The organism is Aurantimonas sp. DM33-3 (assembly GCF_014334315.1).
GTDB classification, from domain to species: Bacteria; Pseudomonadota; Alphaproteobacteria; order Rhizobiales; family Rhizobiaceae; genus Aurantimonas; species Aurantimonas coralicida.
Map to the genome: position 1 here is coordinate 1 of NZ_JACSGS010000033.1, position 13578 is coordinate 13578.

At 61.5% G+C, this 13578-nt stretch carries 12 protein-coding genes and 1 pseudogene; 6 read left to right on the forward strand and 7 right to left on the reverse strand.

The features are described 5' to 3' along the window. The 4 genes from H9Q09_RS22385 to H9Q09_RS21870 all read left to right on the forward strand — a co-directional run. A partial coding sequence (locus H9Q09_RS22385; protein WP_210315468.1) for a hypothetical protein occupies positions 1 to 238 on the forward strand: 238 nt, incomplete at its 5' end. 1024 nt (positions 239 to 1262) lie between these two features. Then, positions 1263 to 1742, forward strand: a complete 480-nt coding sequence (locus tag H9Q09_RS21860) for a DUF2924 domain-containing protein (RefSeq protein ID WP_187392821.1) — start codon at positions 1263 to 1265, stop codon at positions 1740 to 1742. 7 nt (positions 1743 to 1749) lie between these two features. Continuing rightward, positions 1750 to 3105, forward strand: coding sequence for a recombinase family protein (locus H9Q09_RS21865; protein WP_187392832.1), 1356 nt, complete (start codon positions 1750 to 1752; stop codon positions 3103 to 3105). Next, entirely contained in the window at positions 3102 to 3497 is a 396-nt protein-coding gene (locus tag H9Q09_RS21870; RefSeq protein WP_187392822.1) for a hypothetical protein, read from the forward strand. The genes H9Q09_RS21865 and H9Q09_RS21870 overlap by 4 nt, the downstream gene beginning before the upstream one ends. A gap of 96 nt (positions 3498 to 3593) precedes the next feature. On the opposite strand, the gene H9Q09_RS21875 is transcribed toward H9Q09_RS21870, so the two are convergent. The 7 genes from H9Q09_RS21875 to H9Q09_RS21905 form a co-directional block, all read right to left on the reverse strand. Beyond that, positions 3594 to 4763 (reverse strand): MFS transporter, encoded by a 1170-nt coding sequence (locus H9Q09_RS21875; RefSeq protein ID WP_187392823.1) that lies wholly within the window; start codon positions 4761 to 4763, stop codon positions 3594 to 3596. Positions 4764 to 4858: 95 nt separating this feature from the next. Continuing rightward, positions 4859 to 5968, reverse strand: a complete 1110-nt coding sequence (locus H9Q09_RS21880) for a mandelate racemase/muconate lactonizing enzyme family protein (RefSeq protein ID WP_187392824.1) — start codon at positions 5966 to 5968, stop codon at positions 4859 to 4861. Positions 5969 to 5999: 31 nt separating this feature from the next. Beyond that, on the reverse strand, positions 6000 to 6902 hold the full coding sequence (locus tag H9Q09_RS21885) for a carbohydrate ABC transporter permease (protein ID WP_187392825.1): 903 nt from the start codon (positions 6900 to 6902) through the stop codon (positions 6000 to 6002). After that, complete coding sequence (locus H9Q09_RS21890; RefSeq protein WP_187392826.1) at positions 6899 to 7795, reverse strand: sugar ABC transporter permease; 897 nt, start codon at positions 7793 to 7795, stop codon at positions 6899 to 6901. The genes H9Q09_RS21885 and H9Q09_RS21890 overlap by 4 nt, the downstream gene beginning before the upstream one ends. After that, a complete protein-coding gene (locus tag H9Q09_RS21895; RefSeq protein WP_187392827.1) occupies positions 7788 to 8855 on the reverse strand; it encodes an ATP-binding cassette domain-containing protein in 1068 nt (355 codons plus the stop codon). The genes H9Q09_RS21890 and H9Q09_RS21895 overlap by 8 nt, the downstream gene beginning before the upstream one ends. 10 nt (positions 8856 to 8865) lie before the next feature. Then, complete coding sequence (argH, locus tag H9Q09_RS21900; RefSeq protein ID WP_187392828.1) at positions 8866 to 10401, reverse strand: argininosuccinate lyase; 1536 nt, start codon at positions 10399 to 10401, stop codon at positions 8866 to 8868. 66 nt (positions 10402 to 10467) lie between these two features. Further along, the gene (locus tag H9Q09_RS21905; RefSeq protein WP_187392829.1) at positions 10468 to 11808 is read right to left on the reverse strand and encodes a sugar ABC transporter substrate-binding protein; all 1341 of its coding nucleotides are present in this window, start codon (positions 11806 to 11808) and stop codon (positions 10468 to 10470) included. Positions 11809 to 11933: 125 nt separating this feature from the next. Here H9Q09_RS21905 and H9Q09_RS21910 point away from each other — a divergent pair, with 125 nt between their 5' ends. Next, the gene (locus tag H9Q09_RS21910) at positions 11934 to 12833 is read left to right on the forward strand and encodes a LysR family transcriptional regulator (protein ID WP_187392830.1); all 900 of its coding nucleotides are present in this window, start codon (positions 11934 to 11936) and stop codon (positions 12831 to 12833) included. A 242-nt stretch (positions 12834 to 13075) separates the two neighbouring features. Then, a pseudogene (locus H9Q09_RS21915) lies at positions 13076 to 13321 on the forward strand (transposase); the annotation flags it as partial. Positions 13322 to 13578 lie beyond the last annotated feature (257 nt).

Sequence of the window (13578 nt, forward strand, 5' to 3'; positions counted from 1 at the left end):
CATCGACCTGCCGCAGCTTCGCGACGATCTCTTCAGGCTTGTGCTTCTTCTGCGGCATGCTCTCGTCCTCCAATGGCTGAAAAACCATACTTCAGGGAGGACCACTTCAGTGGGGGCAGACCATTTCGTCCACCTCAAGGATGCGAACCGGCTCGCCTTCGAAATCGCGTGTCGTCAGCCCATTCATGCCGCTTCCTGCCGGCCTTGCACGAAGGCTAAGCCATTCGGGCAAAGATAGACTTTCGAGGGCGTTGTTCCTTCGCGCAGTCGCATTGCAAACCGCGTCGCGTTGACCGCTTTGGTGGCATGTGGTGAAGCTGATACGAGGGGTGATCCCTGATGAGACGGTGAATGGGCGACGGCCGCCGCGTGGCGCACGCTGGTTGACACCAAACTGCCGACGCGGCTGATCGATGACCTTTCCCACGTCTCGGGCGGTGCGTTCAGCATGCCTGCGAGCCGGCGTCGGGAAAGGCCCACACTGGCGTTTCAACAACCAACTGGCCGCAGGGAGCGGTTACTCTGCAACGTGCGGCGGTCCTGCAACATTTAGGGACCGTACCGGCTGTAGCCCGGATGGCGGTGCGCTGAGCCCCCTAAACGTCGCCAGTTATACGCGCGAAATGAAAGGTTGACCGGGTTGACTCGGTTGACCTGAATTGCCTGGCGTTGACTGCCTGCTGAGAGGCTGCGCGGTGGCGACGGCTCGCCAGTTCGTCGGACCCCGGGGCGGACCACTCATTGCCCGGAGCGCTTGTTCCCCGGGAGCTGCGGCCTTCAAGGCGAGCATCACGATCTGCCGGGTCGCTTGGACCCGGACCGTTAGCCCCAGTTCCCACTGAGCGGCATGGCAATCGGCCACTTACGACATCACGCGATCTCAGGTCCTCGGTCACGCCGGGGCTGAGATCACCTTCATGGGTGAGGCAACCGCCCGCACCTCGCGCTTCTAGGGAACCAGAGCCGCGGGGCGTTGGCGTGCGCCGCACAGCTAGCATCGGTGAACGAAATGAACGCTGGACCGAACGGATTGAGCCCGGCCGCGATGAGTGCGGCTGAGCGCCTGGCTGAGGTGGCGCGGCTGCTTGCCGTCGGCCTGGTGCGTCTCAACGCCAGACGAGCCGAGCGTGACGGCTGTGCGGCCTCCACGGATGAGGATTGACGGAGACAGTTCGCCTTTCCTTGCCGAGCCTGGCCGGACCGGCGTGGACATCGCTTTCGTACAGAGCGTCAGTCGAAACGTTCGAAACGGAGATTCCCCGATGACCGCTGCTGTTTCTCAATCCGCCCCCGCGCTACAGGCAAGCGTGCTGGCGGAGGTCGCTGCGCTGAAGGGCGCCTCAGCTGCCGAACTGAAGCAGCGCTGGCGTGAGGTCTTCGAGACGGAGCCGCCGCCGTATAACCGCCGGTTCCTAGAAAGCCGGCTCGCCTATCGCCTCCAGGAGCTGGCTTATGGTGGCCTCTCCCGAGAGACGCGTGACCGGTTGGTCGCCCTGGGCGAGCAACTCGATGGCGGCAAGACCGCCGTGCGAGGCCGGCGCATCGTTGATCGACCGATCGCCGGCACTAGGCTGGTCCGCGAGTGGCAGGGGAGGGAGCATCAGGTGACGGTGCTTGTCGATGGCTACGAGTGGCAGGGGCGGCCCTACAAGAGCCTCTCCTCGGTAGCTCGTGCGATCGCCGGCACACGCTGGAACGGCTGGACGTTCTTCGGCCTGAAAAACCATGGGAAGAATGGGTGAGGCGATGATGAAGTCGACGACCTCAAAAGCGGCATCGGCATCGCGAGCGGCGCCCGTGCTGAAGAAGCGCTGCGCGGTCTACACCCGCAAATCGAGCGAGGAAGGTCTTGAGATGGTCTTCAACAGCCTCGACGCGCAGCGCGAGGCCTGTGAAGCCTATATCGCCAGCCAGAAGGCCGAGGGCTGGGTCATGGTGCCCGATCGCTATGACGATGGCGGCGTCTCCGGCGGCACGCTCAAGCGCCCGGCGCTGGAGCGGCTGCTCGCCGATATCGAGGCCGGGCTGGTGGATGTGGTGGTGGTCTACAAGATCGACCGCTTGTCGCGCTCGCTGATGGACTTTGCCAGGCTGGTCGAAGTGTTCGACCGTACCGGCGTCACCTTCGTCGCCGTCACGCAGTCGTTCAACACCACCACCTCGATGGGCCGGCTGACGCTGAACGTGCTTTTGTCGTTCGCCCAGTTCGAGCGCGAGGTGATCGGCGAGCGTATCCGCGACAAGGTGGCGGCGTCGCGCAAGCGCGGGATGTGGATGGGCGGTCACCCGCCGCTCGGCTACGACGTGAAGGACCGCAAGCTCGTCATCAACGCGTCGGAAGCGGCGCTGGTGCGGAGTATCTTCGAGCGCTTTATCGCGATCGGGTCGGCGACGACCCTGGCAAACCTGTTGCGCGGTGAGGAGGGGCGGACCAAGCGCGGCCGACCGATCGACAAGGGCGACATCTACAAGCTGATCAACAACCGTGTGTATGTCGGGGAGGCGGTGCACAAGGGCACGGCCTATCCGGGCGAGCACCAGGCCATCGTCAGCCGAACTCAGTTCGACAAGGTTCAGGCGATCCTCGCCGGCAACGCCCGTAGCCGTGCCACTCGCACCCGTGCGCAGACGCCGGCGCTCCTCAAGGGCCTGATCTTCGGTCCAACCGGGGCGGCAATGTCGCCGACGCATACGAGACGGCGGGGCCGGCTCTACCGCTACTATGTCAGCCAGTCGGTCCTGAAGGAGGGCAGGGCGGCCGCGTGTCCGCTCCGCCGTATTCCGGCGGGGGAGATCGAGGCGGCGGTCATCTCGCAGGTGCGGGGCCTGCTGGTGACGCCGGAGGTGGTGATCGGGGCGTGGCGTGCGGCGCGCAGCCAGATCGAGGACCTCACGGAGGAGGATGTCCGCCGGCCGCTGGCACGATTAGAGCCGCTTTGGGATGAGCTCTTCCCGGCCGAGCAGGCGCGGATCATCCAGCTCTTGGTTGAGCGGGTGGATGTCGGCCTTGAAGGCGCCGACATCCGTCTTCGGGTGGAGGGACTAGCAAGTATCGCGAAGGATCTTGCCGCGATCGGCGATCCAGAGAGGAGAGCTGCGGCATGAGAAGCGTCGATCCCTCGACCATCACCGTTCGCGTCCCTTTGGCGATCCGCAAGCGAGGCGGGCGCAAGCTGGTGATCGCGCCCACTGGGGAGATCGGGCTTCCCACCAGCCGCACCAGGATCGACAGCAGCATGATCAAGGCGATCGCAAGAGGCCATCGCTGGAAGGGACTTCTGGAAGCCGGCACGTTCGCCTCGTTGGCCGAGCTTGCCGCGGCCGAGAAGATCAATCCGTCCTACCTCAGCCGCATCCTGCGGCTGACGCTGCTGTCCCCGTCGTTGATCCAGGCCATTCTCGACGGGCGGCAGCCATCTACGGTGACCCTCGACCGTTTGATGCAGCCGTTTCCGCTGGAATGGGACAGGCAGGAGCGGGTGTTAGGGTGCACGTGAGCGAGGGTTGGCTTCGCTGGTCACCACAGTGCCAGCGACCTAACCAGCAACAGTGCCGCCACTGCACCGCAGATCTGAGCAATGCCTAGCCTACGTTCACGGGGCTGGCTCTTGGGATCTCAGGGAATGTTCTCTCTTCCCTGCCGCGGTCGCTAATGTGAAGCCAGCGACATATCCAAACCCAAGGCCGCCGAGCACGAACGCAACTGCTGGTGAACTCGCGGTCACGTCATATATTATTCCACCGGCCACTGGCCCCGCTGCCATGCCCAGCCCCGACGCGAGCCTTCCGTAGGCGAGGTTTTTCGCGAAGCGGGCAGGTGCCGCAAATTGGCGGAGCGCAACGGCCAAAAGAACTTGCTGTCCGCCAAAGCCGATTGCCAGCCCAGCCGGATAAAGCGCCGTACCGGTTACGCTCCAACCGGAGAGCAGAAATGACAGGCCGATGAAGGTAACGAAGACCGCCGCGGCAGCGACGGCAAGCACCCGGCTCACCCCGATTACATCACAGAGCCAGCCGCTTATCAGACGCCAGGCGAACACCGCGCCCCCCGACAAAGCGACGATCCAGACGGCGCGCGCCGGTTCGATACCTTGGGAATCGAAAAGCGCGACTTGCTGCGTCAGCAGTCCGTGATACGCCGCCGAACCGCAGAAGTAACTTGCGCACATCCAGAGGATAGCTCGCGACGGCATACCGAAGTCGGTCCCTTGCTCCATCGTGGGCAGAGGACGTGGCGATCCTCGGATCGCATCAAAGATCACCAAGTGTAGGGCGACGACGACCACGAGCGTGAGGACTGCAAGAAGGGCATAGGCGGCCCGCCAGCCTTGGACATCAATGATGAACTGTAAGAGTGGGAGGCCCAGCAGCGTGGCGAGCCCCGATCCAGCGTCGGCGATCGACATGGCGGTGGCAAGTCGGTGTCGCACTCGTCGCGCCAGCAGGGCGAAGACGACAAATGAGCTGACGCACTGGGCGCCGATGCCGCCTGCAAGTCCGAATATCAACCAGTAGGCGGCAAGCCCTCCAACCCAGGCTGCGGTCAGGGCCAGCGCGCCGCCTAGCAGGATGGCCAACAGCGCGAGCAGGTGCCGGCTGTTCGTGCGCGCCATGGCCGCCGCAATGGCAGGGGCCGAGAGCGCGTTCGCCAGTGCAAACGTCGCGAAGACACCGGAGATCTCTCCGCGCGACCAGCCAAACTCACGTTGCAAGGCGACGAGGAAGAGTCCGAAGGATCCCCAGATCAGTCCGGATACCCCCATCAGCACGAAACCCGCGCCGACTTGAACCCGGACCGCGCGCCGAACCCTTCGCCGGCGCGCGCCTCGTGTGCCCACTGCCTCAGGTCGGAAGAGCGTCAATCAACCCGGTACCGCTCGATCATCGCTGCATCGAGTTCGAGGCCGAAGCCCGGCCCCTGCGGAACGGCTATCATGCCGTCCTTCGGCTTCGGCTTGTTGGCCACGAGCCCCGGCCACAGGGGATCGCGCTCGATATTGGCGAAGCACTCTACCGCGATGCCGTTCGGATAAGCGGCGAGCATCTGCAGCGCAATCTGCGGTTCTTCATGATGGGCAAGACCAATATCGTGGAGCTGGCAGAGCGCTGCGGCCCTTCGCCATTCGGTGATGCCGCCGGCCTCCGAAGCGTCGAAGTTCACGATGTCGACCGCACCCGCCTCGACTAATCGGCGGACCCCGGTCGCCGTCGACTCACTTTGACCTGCATTGATCGGGATCGGGGTGACTCGCCGCACCCCCGCCATCAGACGCGCGTCATCGTACCAATGGCAGGGCTCCTCGAACCAGGCGATGTCGTACTTCTCGATTAGCTTGGCAAAACGCTGGGCTTCGGCCAACGGCCAGCCGCGGTTCGCATCGACGGCGAGCATGAAGTCCGGCCCACCGCCTTCGCGAGCGGCCGCTACACGCTCGGCATCCTTCTCGGCGCTGAGCCCGCCGACCTTGACCTTGCAGCCGGCCATGCCCCACTCCCGGAGCTGCTCCATCTCGCGCCCGAGGTCGGCTAGTGTCTTGTCCTGCTCGTAGTAGCCACCGATCGAGATGATCGGCATCTCCTGCCGGAACCCGCCGAGCAGCCGACAAACGTTTACCCCGGCTGCCTTGCCCATCAAGTCCCAGAGCGCTGTGTCAACGCAGGCAATTGCCTCCATTACGAGTTTGCGGTCGCGGTTCCATTCGGCCAGCCGAAACATCTTCGCCCAGATTCGTTCGACCGCATGGACCTCTTCGCCGATCACGATCGGTGCGAGCTCGTCCTTGATGATATTCACAATCTCGCGGATGTGGGTCCGGTTGTCGCCATTGTAGACTTCGCTGACGAGGCCTTCGTCGGTTTGCATTCGGGTGATGACGGTACAGCGGCTGGTGACGTTGTAGCGGCTACCGCCGAAATCTCGGCTGAGCGGAATCTCGATGGGAATGAGCTCGATGCCCGTGATCTTCATATCGTTCTCGTTTCTTCGTGCTGTTGGAAAGTCATTCGCCCTTGGCACCGCCTTCGGAGAGCCCGACGACGAGCTTGCGCTGGACGAGGAGGTAGAAGACGATCACGGGGATGGTGATCAGCACAGCGCCGGACAGGAGCATGCCCCAAGAGTAGATGTTGTCCTGTCCGATCCAGGTCGCAAGGCCGAGCGGCAGCACCTTCTTGTTTTCGGAGGATATGAAGACCAACGCGAAGAGGAACTCATTCCAGGCATGGTTGAAGCTGAAGACCCCGACCGACACGAGGCCCGGGATCGCCAGCGGCAAGGTCACGCGCCACATCGCGCCGAACCGCGTGCAGCCATCGACCATTGCGCTTTCCTCGAGCGACATCGGGATCGCGTTGAAATACGAGCGCATGAACCAAAGTGCGAGCGGCAGAGTGAAGGCCGTGTTGGCAACCACAAGAGAAAAGAGGGTATCGGTGAGGCCCAGCTGGATCACGTAGATGTATAGGGGAAGTACGATTAGGACTTCCGGCAGCATGTAGCATACAAGAGCTACGCGAGCGAAACCACTTATGCCGAAAAAATTGAAGCGACTAAGACTATATGCCCCCAAGCCGCCGATGAGCAGCGACAGCATGGTCGCGGCGCCTGCAACGATTACGCTATTGAGAAAATACGTAGCGAAGTTGGTCTGTATAAAGAGGTCTCGATAGTTTTGAAGCGTCCAGTTCTCCGGAAGGAAGGTGGGCGGCGACACGTAGAGTTCCGAGCCCGGCTTGAAGGACGAGATCACCATCCAGAATAGGGGGAACCCGATGACCGTTACCGCAGTCAGCGCAAGCAGATAGAGCAAGATGCGGTTAGCGAGGTAGTGCACATCCTCCATCTCGCGATGGCGACGTGGCTCGACGCGGGCGGCCGCGTCCTGAGAAGCGGTTATAGTCACTGCTTTTTCTCCGCGCGACGCATCAGCAGGAAGTAGGCGGTGATCAGCACCGCGAGGATCAGGAAGGTCAGGATCGCAATCGCCGCCGCTCGTCCGAGCTCGAAATCGACGAAGGCCTTCTGGTAGACAAGGATCGGTAGGGTTGTGGTCGCGTCGAGCGGCCCGCCTCCGGTCAGGAGGTAGATGATCTCGAATTTGTGGAAGGTCCAGATCGTGCGCAGCAGTGCGGTCAGGATGAAGACCGGCATTACGTAAGGCAGGGTGATCCGCCAGAACTGCTGGAAGGCACTAGCCCCGTCGATGCGCGCGGCCTCGTACTGTTCTTGCGGGATCGACTGCAGGATCCCGAGAACCGCCAGCACGACGAACGGGAAGAACTTCCACACCCCTACGATTATCACGGAAGCCATCGCCCACCGGGTGCTGCTCAGCCATTGCAGCGGCCCGCTGATGATCCCGAGGTCCGTGAGAAGGTAATTCAGGATGCCGACAATATCGTGGAACATGTACCGCCAGACGAGTACCGCCACGATCGTCGGCACTAGATAGGGTGCCAGCAAGACCGCCCTAGCAATCCCCCGTCCCACGAAGTTCTGGTGCAGAAGCAGCGCCAGCAGGAGACCCAGCACCATCTCAATCGCGACGCTGCCGAAGACCCAGACGAAAGTGTTCGAAAGCGCTCGCCAGAAATGCCGACTCTCCAGTGCCCAGATGAAATTATCGAATCCGATCCAGGGGCCCGACAGTTCGCCAAGTCCGACGCGCTGCATCGATGTGGCAAAGACCGTGATCGTGGGAACGACCGAGAGCAGCAGCAGGAGCGCCACGCTCGGCGCGAGCGTCAGGTATGCCAGTGTCCGGTCGCCCGGCTGGACGGTTCGGATTTCAGCCATTGAGGGACCTCCGCACACCGACACGCGTATCCTCGATCGCCAACCCGCTCGCGGTGTCGAAGCACCGCACTTCGGTCTGTGGCACCGCGAACGGGACGGTTTCGCCCTCTTTCGCCGTGAACGGGACGTTCGACGGAATGCGTGCGATTACCTCGGTCTGCGGCAGATCACCCGAGACGCTGCCATAAATCAGCTTGTCGCCCCCTAGGTACTCCACTCGGCGAATTGCGAATGGCGCCGACAAGAACTCGCTAGCGTTCGAGGTGTCTCTCGCGAAGGAATTGCTCGGCAGGAAGATCTCGGGTCGGAAGCCGACGGTGACTGCCCCTGTCTCGACCAGGTTCATCGGCGGCGAGCCGATAAACGTCGCAACAAAGGTGTCGGCAGGATGGGAGTAGATTTGTTCTGGCGTTCCAACCTGTCGGATCTTGCCGGCCCGCATAACCACGATGCGGTCGCCGAGCCCCATCGCCTCCACCTGGTCATGCGTGACGTATATCGAGGTCACGCCGACCCGGTCCTGGAAACGCCGAAGCTCCTCGCGCGAGCTGTGGCGGAGCTTCGCGTCGAGGTTCGACAGCGGCTCGTCCAGCAGGAATAATTGCGGGTCGCGGACCAGCGACCGTGCAAGCGCAGTGCGTTGCCGCTCGCCGCCGGACGTCTGCCGCGGCTTGCGTTGCAGAAGCGCCTCAATGCCAACTAGGTCCGCCGCCCAGCGCACCTTCTCGTCGATCTTGGCCTTCTCGAAGCGGTTGACCCGCAACGGAAAGGCGATGTTTTCGTAAATCGTTAGGTGTGGATAGAGTGCGTAATTCTGGAAAACCATCGCGACGTTGCGGTCCTTGGGCTTCAAGCGCGTCGCCACTTTGTCGCCGATCACGATGTCGCCGTAGGACGGAAGTTCAAGCCCGGCGAGCATGCGCAGAAGCGTACTTTTGCCACATCCCGATGGGCCAAGGAGCACGAGGAATTCGCCGTCATGGACCGTCAGACTTACCTCCGAGACGGCGGTATGGCCCTCGAAGATTTTGCTGACCTGCCTGATTTCGACTTGCGCCATGCGTCTCTCCTCACCCGCTCTGGACGTCGGCAGGGCTAAACGCCCGCACACGTGCCTCGAGCCCGGCATATGCCGCTTCGATCCGGCCTGAAACGTCCGCAAGCTCCTGCTGGTCGTGGGCGATCAGTTCGCGCCGACGTTTGATCATTTCTTCCATTCGCTCCGGTGCGGGCCCACCCGTCGCCTGCCGGCTGCGCACGTTTTCCATCGGATTGAGTGCTTCCGTCACCTCTGCGGCGGTCAGGCCGAGCCGGCGTCCGAAGAGCGCCTCAGCTGCCTCTTCCACATCCTCGACCTTGATCTCGTCGGCAGTCCTACCTCGCTCGAGCGCCTCCCGAACAACTCGACTGACAACGTTGTGCGCCATGCGGAATGAAAGCCCAGACGAGCGCACAATGACGTCCGCAAGCTCGGTTGCCGTTCCGTACCCGATCTCGGCAGAGCGGCGCATTGCCTCGGCGCGAACCTTTAGCGTCGCCAACGCGCCGTCGAATGCCGTGAGCGCCAGAGTGGCGCGCTCGATCGTGTCGAGCGCTGCCGGATTGGCCGCGCTGACGCCGTCGTTCACGTCGGCAAAGGCGGTGTTCTTTGCGCAGGAAAGGACAGTGCCAAGCATGCCGGTCGCCATCCCGGCGATCGCCTTGACATGCTCCATGGTCGCCGGATTTTTCTTCTGAGGCATGATGCTCGAGACGCTCGAATAGGCGTCATCGAACTCGATGAAGCCGAATTCCATCGTGTTCCAGCTCTGAAGATCGGTCGCGAGCCGGGATACGCCAGTCATAAGGATCGCAAGCGCAGCGGCGCTCTCCTGGAGGTCGTCACGAGACGCAACTGCCTCGTAAGCGACCTCCACCAGATCGGCGAAGCCCAGCATATCCCTGGTAGCCTCGCGGCTGATCGGAAAGCCTGTCGTCGCTAAAGCGCCTGCGCCAAGAGGCGAGCGATCGCAACAGTCCAGGGCGGCGCGCAGCCGCCGGAAATCGCGTTCCAGCCCGTCCGAAGCCGCGATGAGATAGTAGCCGAAGGTAATTGGTTGGGCATGTTGTGTGTGGGTGTAGCCCGGCATCACGGTTTCGACGTGATCAGCCGCGAGCTCCATGAGGGTCGTGCGAAGGTGCCCGACTGTCTGCAGCAGGTCTATGAGACGCGCGCGTAACGCCATGCGCCAGGCAGTCGTATGAAGATCGTTGCGGCTGCGCCCGGTGTGAAGTCGGCCGCCGACGTCGGATCCCAGTGCGCCGATGATGTAGCGCTCGACGTAAGAGTAGACGTCTTCCGCCTTGTAATCGATCTCGAGTGTGTCAGGGCCACCGTCCTGAAGCGCCAGCAGCGTATTGAGAATGCTGCGGATAGCATCCGGCGCTACGATCTCCTGATCAGCCAGCATCAGCGCATGGGCCAGATGAATGTTCATCTCGTGGCCGAAGGTGTGCTTGAGTCCGGCTGCGACGCCATATGCGTAATAGGACGCTACGAGGCTTGGTGCTGGAGGCGAAGACACGCGTTCGCGCAGCGACACGTCGCCGGCTGGAGAATTCTTCATAGTAGCTTTCCGTTAAGGAGTGGGATGGCGGCCCGAAGGAACTGCTCGGGCCGCCTTAAAGTCGCGCTAGTTGGCCGCCTTCAGGTCGTCCACGATGGCCTGCATTTCAGCTTGGCCCCAAGCCGCGGCCTCGGCCGGGTCTTCCCCCATCAGCACAACCCGTTGAACGACTTGCGCCGGGATGTGACGGGCGACGATGGAGCCGATATAGGGATTGACGACGCCTGAGCGGATGACTTTGCCGTCGACGAACGTCGCGCCTGCCTCCGTTTCGAAATCGAGCCCATTAGAGGTGTCGTAGGCCATCTCTGCAAATTCAGCACGTCCGCCCATGAGAGGCGTTCCGCGCTCGATCACCTGCGCCTGCACGTCGAGCAGGGGTGGCACGAGATGCGGGAAGGCAGTCAAGGAGAAGTCCATGAGCCGATCTTCGGTCGTGATAAACTTCAAAAACTCGCGTGCTGCGTCGTAATTTTGTGCTCCCACGGCTTCGGACGCCAAGGCAAAACCGTTCGCATTTACGAATTTGACGCCGGCGCCGCTTGGCCCGACCGGGAGGGGGGAGACGGTGGTGTTGGCGAAGAGGTCGGGGGTGTTTGTCTGCGCATTTGCGGCAAGACGCGGCGCGTAGATATCCTGACCGATACGGCCGGTCAGGTAAACGTTGATCATGTCACCGTAAGAGTAGGAGTTGATCCCTGCCGGCGAGAACGCGGCCATGTCGCGGAGGAACTCTAATGCCGCGATGGTGCCCGGATTGTCGAAGGTCACGTTCAGATCAGTATCGAAATAGGTTCCTCCCGCTGACCAGATCATGTGCGACAAAAAGATGCTGGTCATCCGGTTCTTGCCGGCCGGAAAGATGAACCCGAAATTGTCGCCTTCGGTAAGCGCCTTGGCATTTGCCTTTAATTCTTCCCAATTTGCAGCGGGACTCAGGCCGAGCTCCTTGAAGCGATCGGTGCGATTGAAGTACAGGCTGAAATTGCCCAGCGTGTAAGGAATATCGTAGATTTCGTCGTTGACCTCTACGAGTGCCCCGGGCACGTACCTATTGCGGCCGATCTCGTCGACGAGATCGTTCAGAGGCCGGATGTAGCCACGCCGGGCAAATTCAAAGCGCTCTTCCGGGAGAAGCTTGAAGACCTCCGGCATGGTCTTGGTGTTGATAGATGCCATGACTTTCTGCAGGCGGCCGTCGGTGCTGATGACCTCCATCTCGATCTTGACATCCGGATTCTCCGCCTCGAACTCAGCGATCGCCTTGTTAAAGAACTCGATGCTCGGCGGGTCTGTCTCGTTATGGAGGAAGCGCACGATCTGAGTCTGTGCTGCGGCAATCGACGTGAAGCTGACCGACATAAGACAAGCCGTCAGCAGACCGCGTAGCGGTGCGCCGTATTTCATCGTTCCCTCCCAGGTTTTTGAAGAGTGCTAGGCGACTAGCAACCCTTGGTCGGAAAGCTACCACTGGCCAGGGATGTGTCAATCGGATAGGAAGCATATGAGATATACAAAATACGGATATCACAATGTTCGACTTTGCTTCGCTTCGCGTGTTCGTCGCTGCCGCAGAGTGTCGAAGCTTTTCCCTGGCAGCCATCAACCTGGGTGTGGCTCAACCGACAGTTAGTCGAGTGATAAAAGAGCTAGAGGCGACATGGGGCGAGCCACTTTTCTACCGCACCGGCCGGGGTGTGGAGTTATCCGAATTCGGCGAGATGGCGTTTGGTCGTGCGCGTGACCTCCTGGTGCATGGCGAGCAGGTCATGGTTGATCTACGCGAGACCAATCGACGCCCTGTTGGACAGGTGACGATCGGTGTGCCGCCGTCTTTGGTCGCATCGGTCATCCCTGAACTTGCGCAGGGCCTCGGTAATGAGGAGCCAGGGATCAAGCTGCGAGTTCGCGAAGGATTTAGCGATCAGATCGACCGCTGGGTGCAAGACGGTTCAGTCGAAATCGGCCTTGTTAGTAAGTATCGTGAGGCGGAAAACGCGGTGCAAGGAGAGTTCTTCTGTTCGCCCCTCATACTGGCACGTATCCGCAATGACCAACCAATGCCACCAACGATCGACTTTTGGGAGCTTGAGGGCAAGCCTTTGGTTCTGCCTATCCCCCCGAATGGCCTCCGTCTCGCGGTGGGTGCCGTAGCTCGGCGGTTGCGTATTGCGCTCAACGTTTTTGTCGATGCGGAATCGATCGTGGCGCAGAAATTGGTTGCCGAGAAATGCGGTTGCTACATGATAAAGGCTGCTTACTCATTGGACCGTGAGCACGACTCCCAGTTCGACCGAAGCTTGATCGTGAACCCACAGATTTGGCGAGCAGTGACGATGCGAACCACGCAGACCCGGCCGCTCAACAAGGCTACCCGCGAAGTCGCCGAGCGGATCGAAGGCGTCCTGCGGGCTTTTCCGGCTAGCTTGTAATTCTGCAGCGATTACGCCTTTTGCGACAGATGCGATCCATCCCCGATTGTCAGAGGCGTCGTCGAGACATTGGCGGCTGCTCGTTTTGTGTCAACGGGACGATGACAGTATGGCTGTGTACCTGTTGGCACTGGCTAGAGCGTCGGACGCTTAATCAGACGCATATCCCGTGGCCTTGAGGTAGTTCCTGGACTTGCCCGGGAAAAGTGGAGAGCACCAACTGAGGAACCAGGAGGTGTTCTATGGGAAACGGGAACAGGCCGACGCCGGAGTTCCGGCGCGAAGCGGTGCGGCTGGCACTGACCAGCGGCAGGCCGCGGCGGGAGATCGCGGAGGATCTGGGCATTGGCTTATCGACGCTGACGCGTTGGCTAAGCCATGAACGCGATGCCAGTGAGCCAAGCGAGGCGCCGGTCGATCTGCATGCCGAGCTGAAGCGGCTGCGGCGGGAGAATGCGGTCCTGAAGCAGGAGCGCGACATCTTAAAAAACGATCAAGGGCCTTGGCCCGCCTGTGCGCGGTAGAAACGGGGCATGCTACGGTGGTCGGCGGAGGGGAGTTGCCGGCTGCTTATTGGAGGCTCTCGACCCCGTTAAAAAACGTGGCACATGGGCTGTTGCGTACTTGAGAGTGGTGACGTCATCGCGATGGCGATCCCGGTTAGGAAAATGACGAACTTGCGCGGCTCAGCCCCTCCATCACCATGGAGGAGAAGCTGTGCCCAAGTCAAAATCTACAAGTCCCC